Annotated in this window: 23 protein-coding genes, 2 tRNA genes and 1 CRISPR repeat array; of the genes, 6 read left to right on the top strand and 19 right to left on the bottom strand. The window is 70.5% G+C overall.

Annotated elements, in window-relative coordinates:
- Positions 1–15 precede the first annotated feature (15 nt).
- From K2F47_RS11835 to K2F47_RS11820, 4 genes are all read right to left on the bottom strand, one after another.
- Positions 16–444 (bottom strand): hypothetical protein, encoded by a 429-nt coding sequence (locus K2F47_RS11835; protein WP_242902917.1) that lies wholly within the window; start codon positions 442–444, stop codon positions 16–18.
- A 79-nt stretch (positions 445–523) separates the two neighbouring features.
- Positions 524–2,032, bottom strand: coding sequence for a carboxylesterase/lipase family protein (locus K2F47_RS11830; RefSeq protein WP_242905912.1), 1,509 nt, complete (start codon positions 2,030–2,032; stop codon positions 524–526).
- A gap of 454 nt (positions 2,033–2,486) precedes the next feature.
- Positions 2,487–2,574 (bottom strand) — tRNA-Tyr (locus tag K2F47_RS11825).
- Between the two features lie 165 nt (positions 2,575–2,739).
- Positions 2,740–3,098: a CRISPR direct-repeat array (repeat unit 30 nt; unit sequence GTTGCGAACCCTCGCAGGGGTGATGAGGAC).
- Positions 3,099–3,435: 337 nt separating this feature from the next.
- Positions 3,436–3,642, bottom strand: a complete 207-nt coding sequence (locus K2F47_RS11820; RefSeq protein WP_242902916.1) for a hypothetical protein — start codon at positions 3,640–3,642, stop codon at positions 3,436–3,438.
- A gap of 231 nt (positions 3,643–3,873) precedes the next feature.
- Between K2F47_RS11820 and K2F47_RS11815 the strand changes: the two genes are divergently transcribed.
- On the top strand, positions 3,874–4,026 hold the full coding sequence (locus tag K2F47_RS11815; RefSeq protein ID WP_242902915.1) for a site-specific integrase: 153 nt from the start codon (positions 3,874–3,876) through the stop codon (positions 4,024–4,026).
- 209 nt (positions 4,027–4,235) lie between these two features.
- Here K2F47_RS11815 and K2F47_RS11810 read toward each other — a convergent pair.
- Positions 4,236–4,317, bottom strand: a tRNA-Tyr gene (locus K2F47_RS11810).
- 242 nt (positions 4,318–4,559) lie between these two features.
- Between K2F47_RS11810 and K2F47_RS11805 the strand changes: the two genes are divergently transcribed.
- A complete protein-coding gene (locus K2F47_RS11805; RefSeq protein WP_242902914.1) occupies positions 4,560–5,048 on the top strand; it encodes a YajQ family cyclic di-GMP-binding protein in 489 nt (162 codons plus the stop codon).
- 404 nt (positions 5,049–5,452) lie between these two features.
- Here K2F47_RS11805 and K2F47_RS11800 read toward each other — a convergent pair whose 3' ends face one another.
- The 3 genes from K2F47_RS11800 to K2F47_RS11790 all read right to left on the bottom strand — a co-directional run bounded on the left by K2F47_RS11800 (position 5,453) and on the right by K2F47_RS11790 (position 7,469).
- Positions 5,453–5,662 (bottom strand): hypothetical protein, encoded by a 210-nt coding sequence (locus K2F47_RS11800; protein WP_242902913.1) that lies wholly within the window; start codon positions 5,660–5,662, stop codon positions 5,453–5,455.
- 78 nt (positions 5,663–5,740) lie between these two features.
- Positions 5,741–6,925, bottom strand: coding sequence for a helix-turn-helix domain-containing protein (locus K2F47_RS11795; protein ID WP_242902912.1), 1,185 nt, complete (start codon positions 6,923–6,925; stop codon positions 5,741–5,743).
- A gap of 271 nt (positions 6,926–7,196) precedes the next feature.
- The gene (locus K2F47_RS11790; protein ID WP_242902911.1) at positions 7,197–7,469 is read right to left on the bottom strand and encodes a helix-turn-helix domain-containing protein; all 273 of its coding nucleotides are present in this window, start codon (positions 7,467–7,469) and stop codon (positions 7,197–7,199) included.
- 35 nt (positions 7,470–7,504) lie between these two features.
- Here K2F47_RS11790 and map point away from each other — a divergent pair, with 35 nt between their 5' ends.
- Complete coding sequence (gene map / locus K2F47_RS11785) at positions 7,505–8,272, top strand: type I methionyl aminopeptidase (protein ID WP_242902910.1); 768 nt, start codon at positions 7,505–7,507, stop codon at positions 8,270–8,272.
- 15 nt (positions 8,273–8,287) lie between these two features.
- Here the strand turns inward: map and htpX are convergent, their stop codons facing one another.
- From htpX to K2F47_RS11750, 7 genes are all read right to left on the bottom strand, one after another.
- Positions 8,288–9,145 (bottom strand): zinc metalloprotease HtpX, encoded by an 858-nt coding sequence (gene htpX / locus K2F47_RS11780; RefSeq protein ID WP_242902909.1) that lies wholly within the window; start codon positions 9,143–9,145, stop codon positions 8,288–8,290.
- A 92-nt stretch (positions 9,146–9,237) separates the two neighbouring features.
- Positions 9,238–10,719, bottom strand: a complete 1,482-nt coding sequence (locus K2F47_RS11775) for an NADH-quinone oxidoreductase subunit N (RefSeq protein WP_242902908.1) — start codon at positions 10,717–10,719, stop codon at positions 9,238–9,240.
- A complete protein-coding gene (locus tag K2F47_RS11770) occupies positions 10,719–12,227 on the bottom strand; it encodes a complex I subunit 4 family protein (protein ID WP_242902907.1) in 1,509 nt (502 codons plus the stop codon). Before K2F47_RS11770 ends, K2F47_RS11775 begins: the two co-directional genes overlap by 1 nt.
- Positions 12,224–14,263, bottom strand: coding sequence for an NADH-quinone oxidoreductase subunit 5 family protein (locus K2F47_RS11765; protein WP_242902906.1), 2,040 nt, complete (start codon positions 14,261–14,263; stop codon positions 12,224–12,226). The genes K2F47_RS11770 and K2F47_RS11765 overlap by 4 nt, the downstream gene beginning before the upstream one ends.
- Complete coding sequence (nuoK, locus tag K2F47_RS11760; protein ID WP_242902905.1) at positions 14,260–14,622, bottom strand: NADH-quinone oxidoreductase subunit NuoK; 363 nt, start codon at positions 14,620–14,622, stop codon at positions 14,260–14,262. Before nuoK ends, K2F47_RS11765 begins: the two co-directional genes overlap by 4 nt.
- The gene (locus K2F47_RS11755) at positions 14,622–15,155 is read right to left on the bottom strand and encodes an NADH-quinone oxidoreductase subunit J family protein (RefSeq protein WP_242902904.1); all 534 of its coding nucleotides are present in this window, start codon (positions 15,153–15,155) and stop codon (positions 14,622–14,624) included. The genes nuoK and K2F47_RS11755 overlap by 1 nt, the downstream gene beginning before the upstream one ends.
- Positions 15,152–15,649, bottom strand: a complete 498-nt coding sequence (locus tag K2F47_RS11750) for a 4Fe-4S binding protein (RefSeq protein ID WP_242902903.1) — start codon at positions 15,647–15,649, stop codon at positions 15,152–15,154. Before K2F47_RS11750 ends, K2F47_RS11755 begins: the two co-directional genes overlap by 4 nt.
- Before the next feature lie 402 nt (positions 15,650–16,051).
- On the opposite strand from K2F47_RS11750, the gene K2F47_RS11745 reads away from it, so the two are divergent.
- A complete protein-coding gene (locus K2F47_RS11745; protein WP_242902902.1) occupies positions 16,052–16,720 on the top strand; it encodes a ComEA family DNA-binding protein in 669 nt (222 codons plus the stop codon).
- Positions 16,721–16,724: 4 nt separating this feature from the next.
- Here the strand turns inward: K2F47_RS11745 and K2F47_RS11740 are convergent, their stop codons facing one another.
- From K2F47_RS11740 to K2F47_RS11725, 4 genes are all read right to left on the bottom strand, one after another.
- Positions 16,725–17,681, bottom strand: coding sequence for a complex I subunit 1/NuoH family protein (locus K2F47_RS11740; RefSeq protein WP_242902901.1), 957 nt, complete (start codon positions 17,679–17,681; stop codon positions 16,725–16,727).
- The gene (locus tag K2F47_RS11735) at positions 17,674–18,276 is read right to left on the bottom strand and encodes an NADH-quinone oxidoreductase subunit C (RefSeq protein ID WP_242902900.1); all 603 of its coding nucleotides are present in this window, start codon (positions 18,274–18,276) and stop codon (positions 17,674–17,676) included. The genes K2F47_RS11740 and K2F47_RS11735 overlap by 8 nt, the downstream gene beginning before the upstream one ends.
- Positions 18,273–19,067 (bottom strand): NADH-quinone oxidoreductase subunit B, encoded by a 795-nt coding sequence (locus K2F47_RS41905; protein ID WP_308198404.1) that lies wholly within the window; start codon positions 19,065–19,067, stop codon positions 18,273–18,275. Before K2F47_RS41905 ends, K2F47_RS11735 begins: the two co-directional genes overlap by 4 nt.
- Before the next feature lie 95 nt (positions 19,068–19,162).
- Positions 19,163–19,534: an NADH-quinone oxidoreductase subunit A gene (locus K2F47_RS11725; RefSeq protein WP_242902899.1), complete on the bottom strand. Its 372-nt coding sequence runs from the start codon at positions 19,532–19,534 to the stop codon at positions 19,163–19,165.
- A 367-nt stretch (positions 19,535–19,901) separates the two neighbouring features.
- On the opposite strand from K2F47_RS11725, the gene K2F47_RS11720 reads away from it, so the two are divergent.
- Both K2F47_RS11720 and K2F47_RS11715 read left to right on the top strand, forming a co-directional pair.
- Entirely contained in the window at positions 19,902–20,972 is a 1,071-nt protein-coding gene (locus K2F47_RS11720; RefSeq protein WP_242902898.1) for a hypothetical protein, read from the top strand.
- Between the two features lie 134 nt (positions 20,973–21,106).
- A complete protein-coding gene (locus K2F47_RS11715; protein WP_242906022.1) occupies positions 21,107–22,723 on the top strand; it encodes a LolA-like protein in 1,617 nt (538 codons plus the stop codon).
- Positions 22,724–22,734 lie beyond the last annotated feature (11 nt).

Here is a 22,734-nt window from a genome sequence, read left to right as displayed (position 1 = left end):
GCCGCCAGCAGCGGATCAATCGGCGGAATGCAGCCATGTGTTGAGGAGCTTCGCCCACTTGCGGTTGCTGGTGGTCTCCAGGAACGACTTGTGGTCGATCATGAGATAGATCTCACCGACGACCGTGGTGCCAAGGATGAGCGGCTTACCCGCGTTGAGAAGTCCACCCAGAAAGCGCCCGTAGAGTTCGGTGAATTCGTTCGCGATGGACGTGATGTCCGCGCGCCGCAGTACAAGATCTCTCCCATCGTGCCAGCCTTCGAGCACGAGCTGCTCGGAGCGCAGCGTGACCACTCCGCGTCTCGGGAAGAGCGTCTTCTGGTCCACACCGGCCGCGATCCGGTCGCCGCGCCTCTTGCGAGCCAGCTCTTCGGTCGTGGAGCCGATATAGGAGGCGCGGGCGAGTGGCTCCGCCGCGGTTCGGTCGTGCGGTGTCCGGTTCATGTCTTCACCTTGGCGGAGCGTCCGCAGTAGGCCAGCGGGCATTGGTTCCCGCCTGCCATCGACTTTGGTCTACGTCCCGTCAGGGGCGGCCGAGACGGTTCCACAGCCCGCAGTTGTGGTCACTACTCACGTCGACCGCCCTGCTCCCTCCCCTTCCCGGCGCGAGCGACAGCACAGGAGACCTCTTCCCTTGCGTCGCCGAAGGCCACACCGGCAGCCCAGGACGGTTGGGATTACCGTGGTACATGAACCCCGTCCAATACCCGATCATTTCCTGAGACAAAACATCTTGCTCCGGTCGCAGCCTCACAGGCATGTCGAACAGATAGATCAGGTCGGACGAGTGATACGCACCCAAAGACAACGACGGCATGCCCTCTCCAAGCCCCGGCAATACCGGCGCTTTCCGGTCAGCGAACTCAAACCCGTAGACAGGCATCCGTGCTGCGAGATTCTCCCGCATGAACGCCGCCGGACAACTGAAGCCCCAATCCGTCTGCACGGCCGTGAACCGACCCGCCCCCTCCTCCTTCGTACGAACGGGATACCGCCTGGTGACCTGCCGAATATCACTGGGCGAGAACAACAGCCCCTTGAGGACGTCCGGCCACGACTGGGGAGTCACACCGCCGATGAGCGGGAGAAGCCCGGACGCCGCGAGCGTACCGTCGTCCCGTGTCGACCCCACGAGCACTGGCATCCTTCGGATCCGACCAGCCCGAACGGCCTTGTAGGGATCGATCGGCAGCACGGACGTTCCGTAGGCCACCCGCCCCACCGCCGCGTGGCTCTTCGCCACAGCGTCCAGCACGTCGGCGGCGGACTTCGAGCGCATACAGGCGACACTGGAACATCCCAGCTTCCGCTCGACCTTCTCACCTTCCTTCTCAACCTCGCCCACCGGCGCCAGCAAACCATTTCCCGTATTGGTACAGGGGCCGCTATGGATAACAGCCTTATCAAAAAGCTTTTCCGCCCCTGGGGAAACCATGTTGATGCAGGTACTGATACCACCCGCGGACTGCCCGGCCAGCGTGACGTTACCCGGATCGCCACCGAAAGCCGCGATGTTACGCCGCACCCAACTCAGAGCCGCCTGCTGATCGAGGATGCCAAAACTGCCCGAATGCCTCAGCCCAGCCAGGCCGAGAAACCCGAAGGCGCCGACACGATAGTTGGCGGTGACCGCGACCACGTCCCCCTGCCGCACCAGCCGATCAGCCTTGTACTTGCTCGCCTCCCCCGCAGTGAATCCTCCACCGTAGAGAAACACGATCACAGGCTTCTTCCGTGAACGACCGCCACGGGGCGCCGTCACATTGAGGTAGAGACAATCCTCCTCAACGACTCTCCGCGGCTGCTCGGTAGGCTCCTGCGGACAGGCACTGCCCGGCTCGGTGGCGTCGCGCACCCCGGACCAGGACCCGGGCGGCATCGGCGCCTCCCAACGACGATTCCCTACCGGAGGGTCAGCGAAGGGAATGCCCTGAAAATGCCCGACTCCCCCCGACTCCGATCCACGCACCTTCCCATACTGCGTCCCAACGACCAGCCCCGCGGACTCGTCCTCCGCCGGTGAACACGCCATCGCTGCGAAGGCAACGACCACGCACACCACCACCGCTCTCGAAAAACCCATACGCCAAGCCTCCTCAAAGGCCCGACGCCGCGGCAGCGGGCAATAGTCCCCACCCCCCATCGACTTTCGTCGACACACACCGCGCCGCGAGCCTCCAAGACAGCGCCGCCCTCACACCACACTGAGCACCCAGCTCGACCGCACCGCACCCCGCGGATCCACAACGCACAGACGAATCGACGATGCGACGGCCGATCCGGCACCCCCTCCAGAGCCTCCGGCTCGCGCGGGCTTCGCCGTTCCCGGCACGACCTGCGGGACCGCGCTCGGAGTCATTCCGCGCATATTCCGGGACCAGCGCCATCCGGTGACGCCTGGCGACGTCCGGCTGCGTGCGGAGAGATCTTGGAGACGCGAACAGCCTCTAACCATTTGCGCTGGTCAGAGGCTATTTCCGCTGCTGTGGCGGGTGCAGGGTTCGAACCTGCGTAGGCTAAGCCGACGGATTTACAGTCCCACCGCCGAACTCCCCTGACCTGCAAAAACCCGCCAACAACCAAGCTTCTCGCCCGTATTCGGCCCAGTCGCCGGGCGAACACCCTCCAAGCGCCAACGCTTGCAGAAGAGTTCGGGATCACCCGCCGCGTGGTGTTGCGCCCCCTCGGGAGCGGATGAAGACCCGACGGCGCGCTGTTCAAACTCACTGGCAGCGAGATGTTGCGAACCCTCGTAGGGGCGATGAGGACCTGGAAGGCAACGCGTTCGTCTGGTTCAGCGGTAAGTTGCGAACCCTTGCAGAGTCGATGAGGACCTCGCGACCGGCGCGTGGTCGCGCGTCGTCCTGCTGTTGCGAACCCTCGCAGGGGTGATGAGGACCGCTGGGACGCTGCCCGTCCTGGCCGCACGCCCTGTTGCGAACCCTCGCAGGGGTGATGAGGACGAAGTAGAGGTGCGGGCGGTCGGTGTCGATGGTCAGTTGCGAACCCTCGCAGGGGTGATGAGGACCCGTGATTGGGCACCTGCTCGATGAGGTCGCGTTGTACGGGTTGCGAACCCTCGCAGGGGTGATGAGGACCCCATGGTAAAGCCGCTGGCTGGATGGCGCACAGGCGGCCGTACATGGACTGCGATTTCAGCAAGCCTCCGGTAGTGCGCGAGACCCCGGCGTGTCGCTGAAACGATCAAGATCGATCCCGACGGCGGGCACGCCCGAAGCATCCCAGACCTACCCGGTCGCTCGCACTCCTACGATTGGCTCCCTGTTCGCCTGGGGCAGCGCGGGACGGCGGGAACGGCCCGGAGAGGCCGCACGCCCGCCGTCCCGCGCTGGCCCCGGCGACCGCGTAGCGGGCGCCTTTAAAGACGTAGAGAAAGTTCTCATCCGGCGCAGGTGCTGCCTGGCTGAGCTGCGGTTATGGAATGAGTTTGGTGAGGGCTCGGCGGGTTTGGTCGGCGAGGCTGACGGCTGCGCCTAGGCGGTTGTCAATAGTGAGGTGTGCGGCTTGGGGCGGGTCTTCGGTGTTGAGTCCGGCGGTGTACTCGTCCCAGTGGGTCAGCTTCCAGCCGTCGCGGGCGGCGTCGCGCAACTCGATGTACTCGTACAGAAGGGGTCGGTCCACGCGCGGTTACCGGACCGCGACACATGCGGGAATGCCTAGTCGCCGTCACCTACATCGGGGCACGTGGGCGGGGCCGACGCCTGCGGGCTCTGTACGCGACGATGTACTACGCGATGCTTCGCCCGGCCGAGGCGACCGCGCTGCACAAGGACAACTGCTACCTGCCGGAAACAGGATGGGGCGAACTGACTGTGGTCCGGTCGCTCCTGTACGACCTGCGGCATGCGGGGGGTGTCCCTGCGGCTCAACGCCGGTGTGCCAGCAACCGAGGTCGCCGAAGAGGCCGGGCACAGCGTCAAGGTCCTGTTGGACATCTATGCGAAGTGCATCGACGGCCAGAAGGCGACGACTCACAGACGAATCGACAGCGCGCTCGGCGACTGATCCGACGCACACTCCAGGGCTCCGGCTGACGCCGGGGCCCTTCTGCTTTGCTGGGGCTACCTGCGACGATGCACCGACTCTCATCCCACGGATATCCCACAACCCGCGACAACCGGCTGCACATGGCTGCATCCGACTGCCTAGACGATCTTCAGATGCGAACGGCCCCTGTCAGCGTTGTAGCTGGTCAGGGGCCGTTTTCCGGGGTGTGGCGGGTGCAGGGTTCGAACCTGCGTAGGCTAAGCCGACGGATTTACAGTCCGCTCCCATTGGCCACTCGGGCAACCCGCCTGGGCGTCGCTCTCGCGACGGCACTGGAAAGGATAGCGGACGGGCGGAGCGGTCGTGACATCGGAGCGGGCGGGGCGGCCGGGTGCTCGGGGGCGGGTTCGTCGCTACGATCCCTGGATCGGGAAGCTGCTGCCGAGGGGATGTGGGTGTGCTATGGCCGACTCGTCGTTCGATGCGGGGAGCCACCGCCCCCAGAGCACGAGCAGCGACGCGGCGACGCAGACGAGAGAGGTTGTTGTCCCTTGAGCGACTCATCGTTCGACATCGTGTCCAAGCTTGATCGGCAGGAGGTCGACAACGCGTTGAACCAGGCCGCGAAGGAGGTGGCCAACCGGTTCGACTTCCGGAACGTGGACGCGGGGATCAAGTGGTCGGGGGAGACCATCGAGATCCAGGCGAACACCGAGGAGCGGGCGAACGCCGTTCTGGACGTGCTGAAGGACAAGCTCGTCAAGCGCGGGATCTCGCTGAAGGCGATCGATCCCGGCGAGCCGAAGCTGTCGGGGAAGGTGTACAAGCTGGGGGTGGCCCTCAAGGAGGGCATCGCCCAGGAGGACGCCAAGAAGATCGGCAAGATCATCCGGGACGAGGGGCCCAAGGGGATCAAGGCGCAGATCCAGGGGGACGAGCTGCGGGTCAGCTCCAAGAAGAAGGACGACTTGCAGGACGTCATCGCCCTGCTGAAGGGCAAGGACCTGGACGTCGCGCTCCAGTTCGTCAACTATCGGTGAGGGGGCGGGCGCGGCGCTCCCGCATGCGTGACCGCGTCCCCGAGGGTCGCTCCGATGAGTGTGCCCCTTCTGGTGATCCGAAGTGGGTTGGACAGTGCGTCGACGACGCTTGGCGAATTGGGCCCTCCTGTCGACACCAGCCCGGGTGGGCAGCAGCTTCGATCGCCTTCGGCGCCTTGCTGGGCCGCGGACGCGGCGGCACGTCTGATCGGGGGAAGGAGCCGCGCCGCCGCGTCGTCGATGGGCCGCCCGCCCGGTGATGCCGGTCACCGGGCGGGCGGCGGGCACGGACCTCGGGGGCGACGGGTCCGTGCCGGTGGTGCGGTGACGCCGACAGGACGTCCCGCACATTCGGGTGGACGCGGCGGCGACTGCCGCGCTTGTCAGCTACCGCCGCGCCCACGTCACGGAGGCTCTTTGATCTTGCGCCGGAGGCCGTCGGCGGTGTCGGCGTCCACGCTGGAGCGCGGGTCTATGTGTTCGCGGACGAGCGGTCCGCGGTTGGCCCACCAGCGGCGTGTGTCGGTGGTGTAGATGATCGACCACTCCGGGAACTCGGCCCGGAGCTTCGCCTTCGCTTCGGCTATCTCGGCGTCAGTGAGTTCTTGTGTCACGCGTCACACAATGCAAGCCACGGAGAGTGACATTGTTCCGCGTTGGAACATTCTGGGGTTGCCAACCCGCCTCTGCATCTAGTTGATCAGGCGGGTGTGGAGGCGGCGTAGGGGCTCCGGCAGTGTCCGCCGCACGTCCACAAGGTGCGCCACCGTGACGTGCGCTGTCGGGTGGTAATGGACCATCTGGGGTCCGCTGTGCTCCGCCACCATCAACCGCTTCAACGCCTGGTCGTAGGCGCCGTTCTCGGCCAGCGCCCGCGCCATGTCGATGTGGTGGTGGGTGCGCCGCGAGGGCGGCAGAGATGCCAGCAGACCATCCCCGATCCGTTGGTCGCGGCGGGCGGCCTCGTCCAGGTCCCCCAGTTCCATCGCGACGGCCGCGCCGTGAATCGCGACGTTGCCCGGCGTGAACTCCACTTCGTGCACCAGCGCCCCCACCCGGCCTGACCTGATGCGTTCTTCGGCCACCGCGTACTGCTCCCATGCCTGGCCGCCGAGATTGCCGCGGGCAGATACGATCGCCGCCCGCAGCGCCACCGCCCCGGCGAGTTCGCTCGCGTCGGGCCGGGTCGGGTCGACGTTCGCGGCGGCGTCCTCAAGCAGCTTCAGTGCGGGCAGGTACTGGTTCATCTTCATGAGCACCGGCGCGCGTGACCAGGTAACGAGTACCTGTGCGTGCGGGTCTTGGGCACGAGCCGCCGTCGCCGCCGCGCGCTCCAGCAACGCCAGGGAGTCACCGCCGTACCCCAGGTTGTAGGTCAGGGAGACCCCGCTGCGCAGCGCCCGCGACAGCAGCGACCACACCCGGGGCTCGTCGCTCTCATGTGCCCAGTACGACAGCTCGTCAATGACCGAGGGCAGGCGCGCGGCCGCTTTGACGAACTTGGCCTGGTTCATCAACCGCCGAATCGTGGCGACCTCGGCGGCGAGGACGTCCAGCGCGCGAGGCGGCCCGGTCAACTCGGGGCCGATCTCGGTGTGCACCATGCAGCGGCGCAACTCTGGGATCGCGTCGTGCACATGGTCGTCGTGGCCGTTGAGGCGGTAGGGCTGTCCGTAGATCTCGGCGGGATCCACACCGAGCGCGGCGGCGGCTGCGGCGACGAAGGCGGGGGTGGCGACCTTGCGGCCCGACTCGACACCCGCGACGTGCGATCGTGAGTAGGCCGCGCGCTGCGCTAAGCCGATCTGGGTCAGGCCACGCCGTTTGCGCGCCCGCGCTACGCGTCTGCCAACGGTGTCCGGGGTTTCGTCCGACATCAGGCCCTGCCCCTTCCGTGAAGCTCCGACGACTCCACGGTAGGCGCGGGGTCCTCGCCTTCACAGGGGATGTCCCAATGAGCTGGGGACACTCCGGTGGAAGTGGCGCATCGGGGGCACGGGCCGCCTGCGCATGGTCGGGGGTTCGCGACCTTGTGAAGGGCGACGGCGGTGGGGGTGATAAAGCGAGCGCGCCGACTTCTTCCCCCGCAGAAGTGGCCGGCGCGCTCGTAACTGGTATGACGCGGGGGTTCGCGAAATGGTTCGGGTGTCAGCCCGCCAATTCGGAGGCGGGGTCGTCGAAGGGGGCGAGGGTGCGGGCGAGGACGGTGAGGTCCAGGTCGAGGACGGTCGCGAGGGACGCGACGGTGAAGAAGGCGGGGGCGGCGATGGCGCCGCGTTCGATCTTGCGGAGGGTGTCGAGGGAGATTCCGGCGGAGCGGGCGACGTCGGCGGCGCTGCGGGGGCCTCGGGCGGCGCGGAGGATCTGGCCCAGGGCGCGGCCCCGGTCGCGTTGCTCCTCGGTGAGTGGGGTGCGGACCATGCGAGCATTGTAATACTGGTATTAAAATATTCTGCATGGTGACCTATCGAAGCCCACGGGAGTGGGAGCGCATGCGGGAGGCGGGGCGGGTCGTGGCCCGGATCCTCGCCGAGGTACGGGACGCGGCGGAGGTCGGTGTCGTCACGGCCGAGTTGGACGCGTTGGCTGGGCGGATCCTCAAGGAACACCAGGCGACGTCTCCGTTCCTGCACTACAAGCCTGATTGGGCTCCGTTTCCGTATCCGGGGAACATCTGCGTCTCGGTCAACGAGGTGGTGGTGCATGGCATCCCGGGCTCGCGGGTGCTGAAGGACGGGGATGTCGTCACGATCGATGCCGGGGCGCGGCTGGGCGGCTATTGCGGGGACACGGCCGTGTCGTTCGTGGTGGGGACGCAGGACGCGGCGTCCACGAGGTTGGTCGAGACCACGCGGCGGGCGTTGGAGAACGCCATTGCGGCGGCCGTTCCTGGGAATCGGATGGGCGATGTCGCTTCTGCGGTGGAGCGGACGGCGCGGGACGCCGGTTACGGGATCGCCGACGGGTCCGGGGGACACGGGATCGGGACGGAGATGCACGAGGATCCGCCGGTGCCCAACACGGGGCGGGCCGGGCGGGGGATGCCGCTCCGGGAGGGGTTGACGATCGCGATCGAGCCGCTGGTGACCGAGAGCGGGCGGGACGGGACGTGGCAGATGCCGGACGGGTGGGCCGTCGCCACCGCCGACGGGAGCCGCGCCGCGCATTTCGAGCACACCGTGGCCATTACCGGGGACGGGCCAGTGATCCTTACGGCGCCCTAGCTCCGTAAGCGCGGCCTAGCGGCGGGGGCCTGCCATGCGTTCCAGGCGGGCTATGCGGTCGGCCGTCGGGGGGTGGGTGGAGAACAGCTTGCCGATCCCGGCGCCGGAGAACGGGTTGGCGATCATCAGGGCGCTGGTGGTCGCCAGCTCGGGGTCCTGGGGCAGCGGCATCGCGCGGGTGCCGGCGTCGATCTTGCGGAGGGCGGACGCGAGGGCGAGGGGGTCGCCGGTGAGGCGGGCTCCGGCGGCGTCGGCGGCGAACTCGCGGGTGCGGCTGATGGCCATCTGGACGACGGCGGCGGCGACCGGGCCGAGGACGAGCATCATGAGCGCGCCGAGCATGCCGGGGCCGTCATCGTCGTCGGAGCGGCCGATCGGCAGGAAGATCGCCAGGTGCGACAGGTAGGTGATCACGGTGGCGATCGCGGCGGCGACGGAGGAGATGAGGATGTCGCGGTTGTAGACGTGGGAGAGCTCGTGGCCGAGGACGGCGCGCAGCTCCCGCTCGTCCAGCATCTGGAGGATGCCGCGCGTGCAGCAGACGGCGGCGTTGCGCGGGTTGCGTCCGGTGGCGAACGCGTTGGGCTGGCGCGTCTCTGACACGTACAGGCGCGGCATGGGCTGGCGGGCCGAGGTCGACAGTTCGCGGACGAGCCGGTACAGCGTGGGCGCCTCTACTTCGCCGACCGGGTGGGCGCGCATGGAGCGCAGCGCGATCCGGTCGCTGAACAGGAACGCGACGCCGTTGGTGCCGAGCGCGATCACGAGCGCGATCGTCAGCCCGGCGCCGCCGCCGAACACCCATCCGGCGACGAGCATCAATGCCGACAGCGCGGCGATCAGCGCTGCCGTCCGGACGCCGTTGAACCGCACTTCTCCTGAGCCTCCCCGTCGATAACCGCCATGAACATCAACGGTTTGACCTGCTCAAACGTTCCCGTGGCCGGGAGGTGCGGCGGCCCTGGTCAGGTGGCCTGCGTGACCGTTTGCAGGACGATCTGCGGCGCGATCGACAGCACGACGGCACCGGCGGCGGTCGCGGCTATGGCGGCGCGGACGGGGAGGCCCGGCGCGACGTCGCCCGCGATGGCAGGACCCGGCGAGAACAGGCGGGCCGCCCAGACCAGGTAGTAGTACAGGCCGATCACGGTGTTGACGGCCATGACGACGGCGAGCCAGGTGACGTCCCCGGCCACGGTCGCGCGGAACACGACGACCTTGGCGAACAGGCCCATCACGCCGGGCGGGAGTCCTGCGAGGCAGATCAGGAAGAAGGCGAGGGCGGCGGCGACGGCGGGGCTGCGGCGGGCCAGGCCGCGGAAGTCGTCGAGGGTGGCGTAGCCGCGGGCGCCGGGACGGCGGTGGAAGCCGATCACGACGGCGAACGCGCCGAGGTTCATGACGGCGTAGAGCGCGACGTAGGCGGTGGTAGCGGCGACGGCTTCGGGGAGGCGGTGCGTGCCGACCGACAGCGGCGCGAGCATGTAGCCGGACTGGGCGACCGACGACCAGGCGAGCAGGCGGATCGCGGTCTTCTGGCGGAGCGCGAGGAGGTTGCCGAGCGTCATCGTGATCGCGGCGAGGACGGCGACGAGCGGTCCCCACACGTGCGCGTAGGCGGGGAAGCCGAGGGCGAGGACGATCGCGAGCCCGGCGAATCCGGCGGCCTTCGACACGACCGACAGGAACGCGGCGACCGGCAGCGGGGCGCCCTGGTAGACGTCCGGGGCCCAGAAGTGGAACGGGACGGCGGCGACCTTGAACCCGAACCCGGCGAGGACGAGGACGACGCCAACGGACGCGACCGGGTCCAGGTCGGAGGGGAGCTTCTCCAGGGCGGGGGCGATGCGGTCCAGGTGCATGGCGCCCGTCGCGCCGTAGACCAGGCTGATGCCGAACAGCATGATCGCGGCGGAGACGACGGAAACAAGGAACAGCTTGAGCGCGGCCTCGGAGGCGTTCCCGTCGTAGCGGCGCAGGCCGACGAGCGCGAACACCGGTAGCGACAGCGTCTCCAGCGCGACGACCAGCAGGATCAGGTCGCGGGCGGCGACCAGGGCGAGCGCGCCGATCACGGCCGACAGCAGCAGGAAGTGGTACTCCCCCACCGGGATCTTCGAGTCGGTGATCTCCTGGAGGGACAGCAGGACGACGACCACGGCGGCCGCGAGGACGATCCCCTGGAACAACAGCGTGAAGTCATCGGCGACATAGGAACAGGAGCGGGGGCCGCCGGAGCGCAGTTCGGTGGGAAGGCAGAAGGTGGCGCGGCGGTCTCCGGCGGCGAGCGCGACGACGGCGGCCAGCGCGACGGCGAGCGCGCCGCCGCTGGCCAGGCCGAGGACGCGGCGCGGCGCGTCGAAGGCGTCGGCGAGCAGCAGTCCGATCGCGGCGACGGCGAGGATCAGTGGCGGCGCGATCGCCGCGTAGTCGATGCCCTGGATCATCAGCCGCCTCCGAACAGCGCGTGGACGGGCCCGGTCGTCACGTCCAGGAGGGTCTTCGGCCAGAGCCCAACCAGCAGCGTGAGCGCGATCAGCGGGACCCAGGCGGCGTACTCCTGCGTCGAGACGGCGTGCCCGGGCGCGGCGCTCACCCCCGACGAAGGGCCGTGCGTGAGTTTCGCGAGCATTCGCAGGAAGTACGCGGCGGTGAGCACGGCGCCGAGCGCGGCGACCGCCATGAACGTCACGAACGTCTCGCGGGGCAGGTCGGCGTGCGGGCGGTACGCGCCGAGCAGCGCGAGCATCTCGCCCCAGAACCCGGCGAGGCCGGGCAGGCCGAGCGAGGCGACGGACGCGAACGTGAGGATCGAGGCGAGGCGCGGGGACGTGCCGAGCAGGCCGCCTCCGAGTTCGTCGAGGTCGGCGGTACCCCAGCGTTCCTTGATCGCGCCCGCGAGGAAGAACAGGAGGCTGGTGATCAGGCCGTGCGCGATGTTGCCGAACAGCGCGGCGTTGATGCCGACCGGGGTGAGGGTGGCGATGCCGAGCAGCACGAACCCCATGTGCCCGACGGACGAGTAGGCGATCATCCGCTTGAGGTCGCGCTGGGCGAGGCAGGCGAGCGCCCCGTACACGATGCCGATCACGGCGAGGAGGCCGAGCCAGGGCGCCCACACCTGCGCGCCGTGCGGGGCGAGCGGCAGCGCGACGCGGACGAGCCCGTAGGTGCCCATCTTGAGCAGCACGCCCGCGAGCAGCACCGACCCGACCGTCGGCGCCTCGGTGTGCGCGTCCGGCAGCCAGGTGTGCAGCGGCCACATCGGCGCCTTGACCGCGAACCCGAGCCCCATCAGCGCGAACGCGGCGACCTGGATGCCGTGCGAGACGCCGTCGCCGTGCCGGGCGGCGAGTTCGGTCATGTCGAGCGTGTCCGCGTTGACCGCGACGAGCAGCATCCCGGCGAGCAGCAGGCCGGAGCCGAGCAGCGTGTAGAGGATGAACTTGTAGGCGGCGGCGCGCCGGTCCGCCCCGCCCCAGAGCATGATCACCACGTACATGGGGATCAGCACGACCTCGAAGAACACGAAGAACAGCACGAGGTCGAGCGCGACGAACGTGCCGACCAGCCCGATCTCCAGGACGAGCAGCAGCGCGGTCAGCAGCCGGATCCGGCCCCCGGCGGGCGGGTGCCGCAGCGTGTACAGGAAACAGAGGAACGTCAGCAGCGCGGTCAGCGCGACGAGCGGCAGCGAGATCCCGTCCACGCCGAGGTGGAAGCGCAGCCCGATCGCGGGCGCCCACGACCGGTCGATCTCCAGCTGCATGCCCTCGGAGGACGGCGCGTCGAAGTCGAACGCGGTCAGCGCGGACACCGCGACGAGCAGCGCCGCGCCGGACACGGCCGTCCCGAACACGCGGACGGCGAAGTCCGTGCGCAGGAACCGGTCGGCCGGGACGAGCATCGCGAGCGCCCCGAGCAGCGGGATCGCCATCAGCAGCAGGAAGATCATCGGAAGATCACCACCCCGGCGACGATGACGACGACGCCCGCGAGCAGGCCGGTCAGGTAGGTCTGCGGGTTGCCGTTCTGCGGGACGCGCAGGATGCCGCCGAGCCGCCGCGCGCCGCGTCCGGCGCCGACGACCGCGCCGTCGATCCGCCGCGAGTCGAACGCGACGACCCCGCGCGCCAGCGCCAGGAACGGGCGGACGACGAGCGCCGCATACACCTCGTCCACATAGAAGGCCCGCGCGAAGACGGGACGGGCCCGGCCCAGCGCGCGCGACGGATCGGCCGCCGGATCGCGGTTCCAGATCAGGAACGCCGCGCCCGCGCCGAGCACCGCCAGCAGCAGCCCGAGCAGCGCGGACCCGACATGCGGGCGCAGCTCCTCAGCGCCGAGCCCGAAGAACCCGAGGATCGCGGCGGGGACGGCCAGCACCGCGACCGTCCACGACATGGCCCGGGGCGCCTCGCGGATCTCGTAGGTGCCGCGCGGCTCGCCGAAGAACGTCATCAGCCAGGCGCGCGTCGCGTACGCCGCCGTCAGCGCGACCGTGAGCAGCAGCCCGAGGTAGATCAGCCACGCCACCCCGGCGGGCAGGTCCACGCCGATGGTCCTCAGTTCGACGAGCCCGGGGGAGGTCAGCACGGCCCGCGCCTCGTCCGGCCGCGACAGGCAGGCGGCCGTGACGTCGTTCGCGCATGCCGGCGGCCGGACGAGCTGAGGGAACGGGTTGGCTTCCGGGAGGGCGGAGGGGGCGGGGGACCAACCGGCCGGGGCGGGCCCGGCGGCGGACTCGCCGCCGTGCAGGGCGGAGTGCTGGGCGGCCTCGATGACCGAGTCCTTGCTGAACCAGCCGCTGAACGGCGGGACGCCGACGAGCGCGGCCAGCCCGACCGTCATCGACCAGAACGTGACCGGCATGCCGCGCCGCAGCCCGCCGTAGTGCGCGAGCATGTTCGACCCGGCGACGACGATCACGCAGCCCGCCGACAGGAACAGCAGCGCCTTGAACGCGCCGTGCGTGAGCAGGTGGAAGATCGCGGCGGTGTCGGCGCCGACCGCGAGGCCCGCCGCCATCACGCCGAGCTGGCTGATCGTGGAGTAGGCGAGGACGCGTTTCAGGTCGTCCTGGGCGAGGGCGGCGAGCGCGGACCCGACCATGGAGACCACCGCGACGACGCCGAGAACGGTCAGCGCGGCGGGGGCCTCGACGAACACGCCGTACAGCCGGGCGACGACGTAGACGCCCGCCGCGACCATCGTCGCCGCGTGGATGAGCGCGCTGATCGGGGTGGGGCCCGCCATCGCGTCCGGGAGCCAGGTGTGGAGGGGGAACTGCGCGCTCTTGCCCGCGACACCGGCGAGCAGCAGCAGGGCCGCCGCCGTCACCGTCGAATGCGGCATGTTGCCCGCTTCGGCCAGCACGCCCCTTATGGAGAAGGTGTTCGCGCCCACGCCGAGGACCAGGATTCCGATGAGGAAACCGACGTCGCCCAGGCGCGTCACCAGGAACGCCTTGACCGCCGCGCGCGAGTTGTCGCGGTCTTCCCAGTGGTGCCCGATCAGGAAGTACGAGCAGATGCCCATGACCTCCCAGCCCGCGTACAGGACGATCAGGTCGCCCGAGTAGACCACCAGCAGCATCGCGGCGGTGAACATGGAGATGAACGCGGCGTAGGACGAGTAGCGCCGGTCGTCCCGCATGTACGCGACGGAGTAGACCTGCACCGCGAGCGCCACGCAGCACACCATCAGCGCGACGACCGCCGAGAGGCCGTCCACCTGGAGCGCGACGCGGATCGGCACGCCGCCGGTGTCGATCGTCGCCAGCTCGCCGACCCGCTCGCCGGGGTCGCGCCAGACGGTGAACGCGACGATCGCGGCGAAGACGAGCGACACCGCGATCGGCACGCACGCGATCAGCGCGGGCCCGTTGGGCCGGACGCGGCGCAGGAGGCGGGTCAGGCTCGGGCCGAGCAGCATCCCGGCGAACGCGGCGAGGAACGGCAGCAGGACGGTCAGCGACGCCAGCCAGATCACCGGGCCGCCTCCTCGTGCGGCCGCTCGTGCGGCCGCTCGTCCGCGCCGTCGGGCTCCTCGGCGAGCGCGTCCAGCCGGTCGACGTCGATCATCCGCCGGTTCCGGTACACGAGCAGGACGATCGCCAGCCCGAGCCCGATCTCCGCCGCCGCGATCACGATCGTGAACAGCGTCATGACCTGCCCGCCGTGCAGCCGGTCGGCGAAGCGGATGTCGAAGGCCACCAGGTTGAGGTTCACCGCGTTCAGCATCAGCTCGACCGACATCAGGACGAGGATCGCGTTGCGGCGCGCGAGCACCCCGTACACGCCCACGGAGAACAGCAGCGCCGCCACGACCGTCGGATAGGCGAGGTGCATCAGGCGCCGCCCTCCTCGTCCGTCTCCGCGCCGCTTCCGATATCCGTGCGGGACAGGACGATCGCGCCGACCAGCGAGGCCAGCAGCAGGACCGACAGCACCTCGAACGGCAGCACCCACGTCCGGAACACGCTGGCGCCGAGCTCGTCGGCCGAGCCGCCGCCCGCCTTCAGCGGCATCTCCTCGTCCCGGAAGCCCATGGCCATGACCGTGACGAGCACGGCGGCCGTGGCGGCGGCGACGCCCGCCGCGACCCAGCGGTTGCCGGAGTCCAGGTCGGCGGACTCCCCGATCGGCGCGCGCGTCAGCATGATCCCGAACAGCAGCAGCACGACGACCGCGCCGACGTAGATGAGCACCTGCACCCACGCGACGAACTCCGCCGTGAGCACGAGGTAGCCGCCGGCCAGCGCGCCGAACGACACGACCAGCCACAGCGCCGCGTGGACCAGCTGCCGCGTCGTCACCACCATGATCCCGGACCCGACCGCCACCACGCCGAGCAGCGCGAAGACGACCTCCTGCCCGCTCACTCCCCCGCCTCCGGCGGTTGTGCCTCCCGGGGCTTGCGGGCCGCCCGGGCGGCCGCCTTCTCGGCGGCGCCCACCTCCTTCGGCGGCTCGGCGGACGGGTCGTGCGCCTGCGGCGGCGGGACCGTCCACATCCACTCGCGCAGCCGCTCCTTCTCGTGGGTCAGCTCGGCGATGTCGTATTCGGCGTACTCGAACTCCGGCGACCAGAACAGCGCGTCGAACGGGCACGCCTCGATGCAGATGCCGCAGTACATGCACAGCGCGAAGTCGATGGCGAACCGGTCGAGGACGTTGCGCATGCGCGCGCGCCCGCCGCCCTCGGCGGGGAGGGTCTCCTTGTGCGAGTCGATGTAGATGCACCAGTCGGGGCATTCGCGCGCGCAGAGCATGCAGACCGTGCAGTTCTCCTCGAACAGCGCGATCACGCCCCGGCTGCGCGGGGCCAGGTCAGGCTGGACCTCCGGATACTGACGCGTGATGGATCGCCGCGTCATCGTCCGTAGCGTCACGGCGAGCCCCTTGGCCAGCCCGCCTCCTGGTAGCCGTCCCACGCGCCCCATGATTGCGTACGAAGCGCCGCCAGGGAACGCGCCGGTGGCCGCGTTCGTCAAACCACACGTGGGACCTGGCGTCCCGCGCTCCGGACGGCCTACGGGTGGGGAGGGCATGTGAGCCATCACGCGGACGGCCCCAATGGTCCAGAATCCGGCCACGACCAGGGGGGCCCGCGCTATGGCCACCCGTCCCCCGGACGGCCGCCGTATGCCCGTCCGCCCCATGGACGCCCTTCTTATGGACAGGTTCCCCACGACCCTCGCGCCACTCCGTATCCCCCGGGCCGTCCGTACGGCGGGCCCGGGTGGCGGCCCCCGTTCGCCGGGCCGCCGATGCAGCCGATGCAGCCCGTTCCGCCGATGCCGCCCGGCCCGGCGGGCTCCGAGGGCCCGAAGGGCATCCTCTGGGCGTTCGTCCCGTTCCTGACGTTCGGTCTCGGAACGCCGTTCTCGTTCCTGTACGCGGCGATCCGGCGCGGCTCGAAGAACCTCGGCGTGACCGCCGCCGGCTACGGCATCGCGCTGGCCGGGTGCCTGGCGCTCACCTCGTCCGACGGGGTGATCCCGGCCGCGTTCGGCACGATGCTGACGATGACGCTGTGGGTCGCGGGCACCGCGCACGCGTTCGCGGTCCGCTCGTCGGTCTTCCCGCCCGAGATCCCGCGCAACCGAATCAACCAGCACGCCATCGAGGTCGCCAAGTACCGCAGGACGCTGCGCGAGGAGGCCCGCACGCTCGCCGCCGAGGACCCGGCGCTCGCCCACGAACTGCGGATCGGCCGTCCCGACGCGCCGCGCACCTACGACGACGGCGGTCTCGTGGACGTCAACCACGTCCCGAGCGACATCATCGCCGCGCTGCCCGGCATGGACGCCGAACTCGCCGAGCGCGTCGTCCGGGTCAGGGAGACGCAGGGCCCGTTCGTGTCCGCCGAGGAGATGGCGGTGGACGCCGATCTGCCGCCCGACATCCTCACGCAGCTCTCCGAGTACTCGATCTTCCTGCCGTGACCGATCAGCCGAACGCGACCTTCAGGACGCCGGTCAGCGCGAGCTGCGCCAGCGACAGCGGCACCAGGTAGGCCCACGCGAGCTTCTGGAGCTGGTCCTCGCGCATGCGCGGGTAGCTGACCCGGAGCCAGATGACGACGAACGCCAGCACGCCGACCTTGGCCAGCGTCCAGAGCCAGCCCAGTTCGGTGTTGAGGAACGGGCCTTTCCACCCGCCCAGGAACAGGACGGTCGTCAGCGCGCACAGCACCACGATCCCGGCGTACTCGGCCAGCAGGAACAGCGCGAACCGCAGCCCGCCGTACTCGGTGTACGGGCCGAAGATGATCTCCGAGTCGGCGACCGGCATGTCGAACGGCGGGCGGCGCAGCTCCGCGAGGCCCGCGACGAAGAACACGACCGCGCCGACCGCCTGCCAGGGCAGCCAGTACCAGCGCCATTCGTCGGCGATGCCGGTCAGCGAGATCGTGCCCGCCGCCATCGCCGCCGACGACGCCGCGAACACCATCGGCAGCTCGTAGGACATCAGCTGCGCCGCGACCCGCATCCCGCCGAGCAGCGCGTACTTGTTCGCGCTCGCCCAGCCCGCCATGATCGCGCCGATCACCCCGACGCCCATCACGGCCAGCGCGAAGAACAGGCCGAGGCCGAGGTCGAGCACGACCTGCCCGCCGGGGCCGACCGGCACGACGAGCAGCACCAGCAGGTAGGGGACGAGCGCGACGCCCGGCGCGAGCTTGAACACCCACCGGTCCGCGTCGCGGGGGACGACGTCCTCCTTCTGGGCGAACTTCACGCCGTCGGCGACGAGCTGCGCCCAGCCGTGGAAGCCGCCCGCGTACATGGGGCCGAGACGTCCCTGCATGTGGGCCATGACCTTGTGCTCGGCCTGGCCCACCAGCAGCGGCAGCAGCGCGAACGCCGCCGCGACCAGGATCAGCTTGCCGACGATCTCAAGCATCGGGGGTCTCCGGGGCCGGGGGCCGCCGGGTCGGGCCCCACGTCCCCTCCTCGGGCACGCCCGGCGGGCGGACGCGGCGCCGGCTCGGCGCGCCGTGCCCCGACTCGCCGGGCTCCTTCGCGCCCGGCCACGGCTTGGCGACGCGCGCGGCGAGCACGAACTCCTTGCGCAGCGGGTTGCCCTCGAAGCCGTCGGGCAGCAGCAGCGGGACGAGGTGCGGGTGCCCCTCGAACACGACGCCGAACATCTCGAACGTCTCCCGCTCGTGCCAGGAGGCGCCCCGGTACACGCCGGTCGCGGTCGGCAGCACCGGCTCCGCGCGCGGGACGCGGGTGCGGAGCAGCAGGTGGTGGCGGCGCTCCAGCGAGTACACGTGGACGACGACCGCGAAGCCGTCGGCGAGCTCGTCCACGCCGGTCAGCCAGTCGAAGAACCCGCAGGACAGCTCGTCGCGCGCGAACGTCAGCGCCGCCAGCCAGTGCTCGGACGGCACCCCGACCGCGAGGCCGCCGAACGTCTCCTCGGTGGTGATCTCCGTGCCGAACCGCTCCGTCCAGGCGGCGGTCAGCGCAGCGGGGTCCGGGTTCGCGCTCACCGCTCGCGTCCGATCTCGTCGTCGTGCCCGTGGTCGGTCAGGCCCGGGATGATCGACGGGTCGTGGTCCAGCGGGGGTCCGGCCTCGTCCGGCGGCGACGGCCGCTCCTCGCGCACGGGCTCGGCGACGGGCGGCAGCGGCCGTGTCTCCGCCTCCGGCTCGACCGCGGGTTCGTGCGCGGGCTCTGGCTCGGGCGCGGGTGCCGGTTCGGGTGCGGGCTGGATCGGGCGGCGGAGCACCGTGGCCGACAGCGGACGCGGCGCCGGCGGCGGCGACATCGGCTCGCCGCCGTCGTAGCGCTCGCCGAGCGACTCGCCCGCGATCTTGTCCTGGAGGTGGACGATGCCGTGCAGCAGCGCCTCGGGACGCGGCGGGCAGCCCGGTACGTACACGTCCACCGGAATGATCTGGTCGACGCCCTTGGTCACGCAGTAGGAGTCCCAGTACGGGCCGCCGCAGTTGGAGCAGGCGCCGAACGAGATCACGTACTTGGGCTCGGGCATCTGCTCGTAGAGGCGGCGGACGGCGGGCGCCATCTTGTCGCTGACGGTCCCCGACACGACCATCAGGTCGGCCTGCCGCGGGCCCGGCGCGAACGGGATCACGCCGAGCCGGATGAAGTCGTGCCGGCTCATGGACGTGGCGATGAACTCGATCGCGCAGCAGGCCAGGCCGAAGTTGAACACCCACAGCGAGTACCGGCGGCCCCAGTTGAGCACGAACTTGATCGGCTTCGGCGCCAGCCGGGAGACCGGCCCGACGCTGGGCGGCGGGAGATCGATAGTGCTCACACAGGGCATTGTTGCAGCCCTCGCGGATGACGCCAGGGCCCCGTTTCGGCCCCCGTCCGCGACGTGTCGCGGACGGGGTCGCCGGCCCGCGGGGGTCAGACCCAGGAGAGCACGCCCTTCTTCCCCGCGTAGGCGAGGCCCGCCGCGAGGAAGACGAGGAAGACGAACATCTCCCCGAGCGTGGTCGCGCCGTACCCGGGGGCGGAGAACACCGTGGCCCACGGGAACAGGAACACCGCGTCCACGGCGAACACCACGTACAGGTAGGCGAAGACGTAGTAGCGCACGTATGAATGCGCCCACCCGCCGCCGACGGGATCGACGCCGCACTCGTAGGTGAGGAGCTTCTCGGCCGTCGGACGGTTCGGCCGCAGCAGCCGGTTCGCGGCCAGTCCGCCGCCGACGATCCCCCCGCCGACCACGATCAACGCCACCAAGACCCCGTACGAGTCGAAATAGTCCCGCACCGTTACCTCCCGGGGAGCGTCCAACCAGTATCGCTGATACGCGTGTGCGCGAGTGTGGCGTCCTACCTCCTCCCGAGAGGATCACAATGTCAAGGTTTTGCTGCACACTAGAGGAGCATTGGGGTCAATTGACCTGGAAGGACGTGACCGGATGAGCAACCCTCCGCCTCCCCCGGGCTGGGAACCCCCCGGCGGCGCCTCATGGCCGCCGCCGCCACCGCCCGCGGGCCCCGGCGGTCCCCCCGGGCCGGGTGGTCCCGGCATCCCGGGCGGCCCCGGAGGACCGGGCGGGGCACCCCCTCCACCTGGCGGTTTCGGCCCCCCCAATACCCCTCCCGGCTTCTACCCGCCGCCCCCGGGCGGTCCGATGCCGCCGCCGCGCAAGAAGGGCGGCGGCGCGCTGATCGCGGTGCTGATCGGCGGCGTGCTGGCCGTCGTCGTGATCATCGGCGCGGTGGTGCTCGTGCTGTCCTCCGGCGGCGAGAAAAAGCCCGAGGAGAAGCTGCGCGCGGCGGCCGACACGATGGCGTCGGCGCGCGCGGTCGGCCTCAAGGGCAACTTCGGCGGCGGTGCCGAGACGATCCAGGGTGAGCTGAACGTCACCAAGGGCGGCCGCGTCACCGGTCCCGTCCGCTGGAACAGCGACAGTGTCACGCTCCTCGTCGCCGACGGGAAGCTGTTCGTCAAGGCCGACGCGTCGTACTGGCGGCGGCAGATCTCCGGCTCCGAGACGCCGTACTACCTCGGCACCGGCGAGCAGTGGGGCCGGCTCAGCGCCGACAAGCTCGACGTCGACTTCAAGCAGGAGCTGACGCCGACGGCCCTGTCGAACAAGCTGCGCGCGGCGGCCGCCGCGAAGGTGAAGCCGACCAAAATCACCTGGCAGGGCAAGAAGGCGCTGCGGTTCAGCACGTTCTCCTCCACCCTCTACATCACCGACGCCGACGACGCGGAGCTGCTGCGCTACGAGTCGACGACGCCGCGCCTCGCGCTGGACGTGAGCCCGAAGAGCTCCGGCCAGGCGTCCTCGATCATCTCCGACATGCGCACGAGCATGGGCGAGCTGAAGGACTCCTTCGACGGCTCGGCGCGCCCGACGGTGGACGAGTGGAAGAAGGGCGGCTGCAACGGCGACAGCGGCTGCACGGTCGAGGCGAAGATCCGTCCGCCGTACGGGGTGGAGACGCCGGTCACGGTCGACGTCCGGTTCCGGCTCACCGCCGGGACGCTGACCGGCAAGGACCTCGGCAACTGCACCGCCCGGATCACGATCACCAGCAGCACCGCGCAGTGGGCCAGCTGCCGGGTGACCAGCAGCGCCTGGTCGAGCTGGGCGAAGTCCACCGGTGGCACGTACTACAAGCACGCCGACTACAAGGTCATCGGGGCGACGGCGAGCGAGGTGCAGGCGCTCCAGGGCGGTCTCGACAGCGAATAGCCCGGATCGGTCCGATCTGAGGGCTTGTGCCCGGCGATGCGTGGTTCCCGCTCCGGCGGGACGCGTCGCCGGGCACACTTATGCTCTGGGTGGGCGCCCCCCGAGCCCCCGGAAGCGAGCAGAGTGAGCGTCGAGTGAGCGTTGAACAGGACGAGCCGCCCGAGGCGGCGCCGCGTCCGTCCCGTCCCGCGCCCGGCGACAAGCTCGTCGCGGGCGGACGTGCGGCCGCGAAGCCGGTGGCGGGCGGGACCGAGCCCGAGCGGCCGGTCGCCGCCGAACCCGCGCCCGAGCCCGAACCCGCGCCCGAGCCCGAGCCCGAGCCCGCGCCCGAGCCCGAGGAGGCGGAGAACGCCGAAGAGGCTCCGGCGGTCGCCGACAGGACCGTCCCGGACGGCTTCCCGGCCCCGGCTCCGGCCCCGGCTCCGGCTCCGGCGGCCGAGAGCGCGAGCGCGACGGTCATGGACGTCCCCGTCCCGGAGGTCCTCGTCCCTGTGTCGCCGAGGGCGACGGTCCCGGACGGCTTCCAGCCCACTCTGCCCCCGCCTCCGCCGCCCCCAGCGCCCGGCGCCATGCCTCCAGGCCCCGGCAACCGCAGGCTGAAGTTGATCGTCACGGGTGCCGTGGCCGCCGCCGTCGCGGTGGCCGGGGTCGGCGTCCTCGCCTTCACCTCGACCGGCGGGTCGGAGCCGGAGGCCCCGAAGAAGGCGTCGCCGCCCCCGTCGAGCTGGGCGCTCGCGGCGGGACGGCAGCTCACCTCGGCGTCCGGGCTGCGCTACGACGGCACGCTGACCGTGGACGGCAGGCCCGTCCAGGCGCGGCTGCGGATCACCAAGGCGGGTTCGGCGAGCGGGACGCTCACGGCGGGCGCGCTCAAGGCCGACGTCGTGGCCGTGGACGGCGTCACCTACCTCAAGGCCCCGATCGCGTTCTGGCGCGACTACGCCGGGGAGAGCACGCACCCCGACAACTACGCGGGCCGCTGGTCGAAGGCCCCGGCGTCGATGCCCGGCTTCGACCTCCCCGGCGTGCTGGGCCCGAAGTCGATCGCCGGACGGCTCGCCCACGCGAAGCCGAACCCGCCGACCGAGAACGTGAACGGCGTCCAGGCGTACCGGGTGCAAACGGAGGGGGCCGACTACCTGGTCGCGGCGGCGGCCCCGCACGCCCTGCTGGCCGTCCGGGCGGCGGGGCAGCGCAGCCCCAGCTTCACCTCCGCGCCGCTGGACGATACGTCCTCGCTGCTCTCCGAGGTGCGCGCGCGGGTGGCCAAGCTCGGTGGCGCCGCCGACCCGGGGCTGCGGTTCGCGCCCGGGAAGCTGGAGTTCGTCAACTGCAACCAGAACACCAACGGCTGCACGGTGAGCGTCCCGGCCACGCTCTCCTCGCCGGAGGGCGACGTCCCGCGCGGCGCCCGCGCCGCCCTCTACACGGCGATCGTCTCGAAGGGCAAGGCGCTCGGCTCGTGCGCGGGCTCGGAGCCGGTGCCGTCCGGGCGCCGCGTCCAGCTGCGGTGCATGGTCACGGGCAAGCCCTGGCGGACGTGGATGAAGGCCGCGCTCGACAAGCCGGGCCCGCACCCCTACCAGGCGCAGGCGCGCGTGATCGGCGAGGCGGTGGCCCAGTCGGACGTCCCCGGCCTGCTCGCGATGATCGACAAGGAGCGCGGAAAGAAGCCCGGACCGGCGGTGAGCGCCGGGTCGGAGGAGAAGCAGGGCGAGAAGTCCGGAGTGAAGTCGAGCACACCTGAGTGAGGGTGTCCGGT

The sequence above is a fragment of the Actinomadura terrae genome (assembly GCF_022751215.1).
Lineage (GTDB): Bacteria > Actinomycetota > Actinomycetes > Streptosporangiales > Streptosporangiaceae > Spirillospora > Spirillospora terrae.
This window is presented reverse-complemented; position numbering and strand designations above follow the sequence as displayed.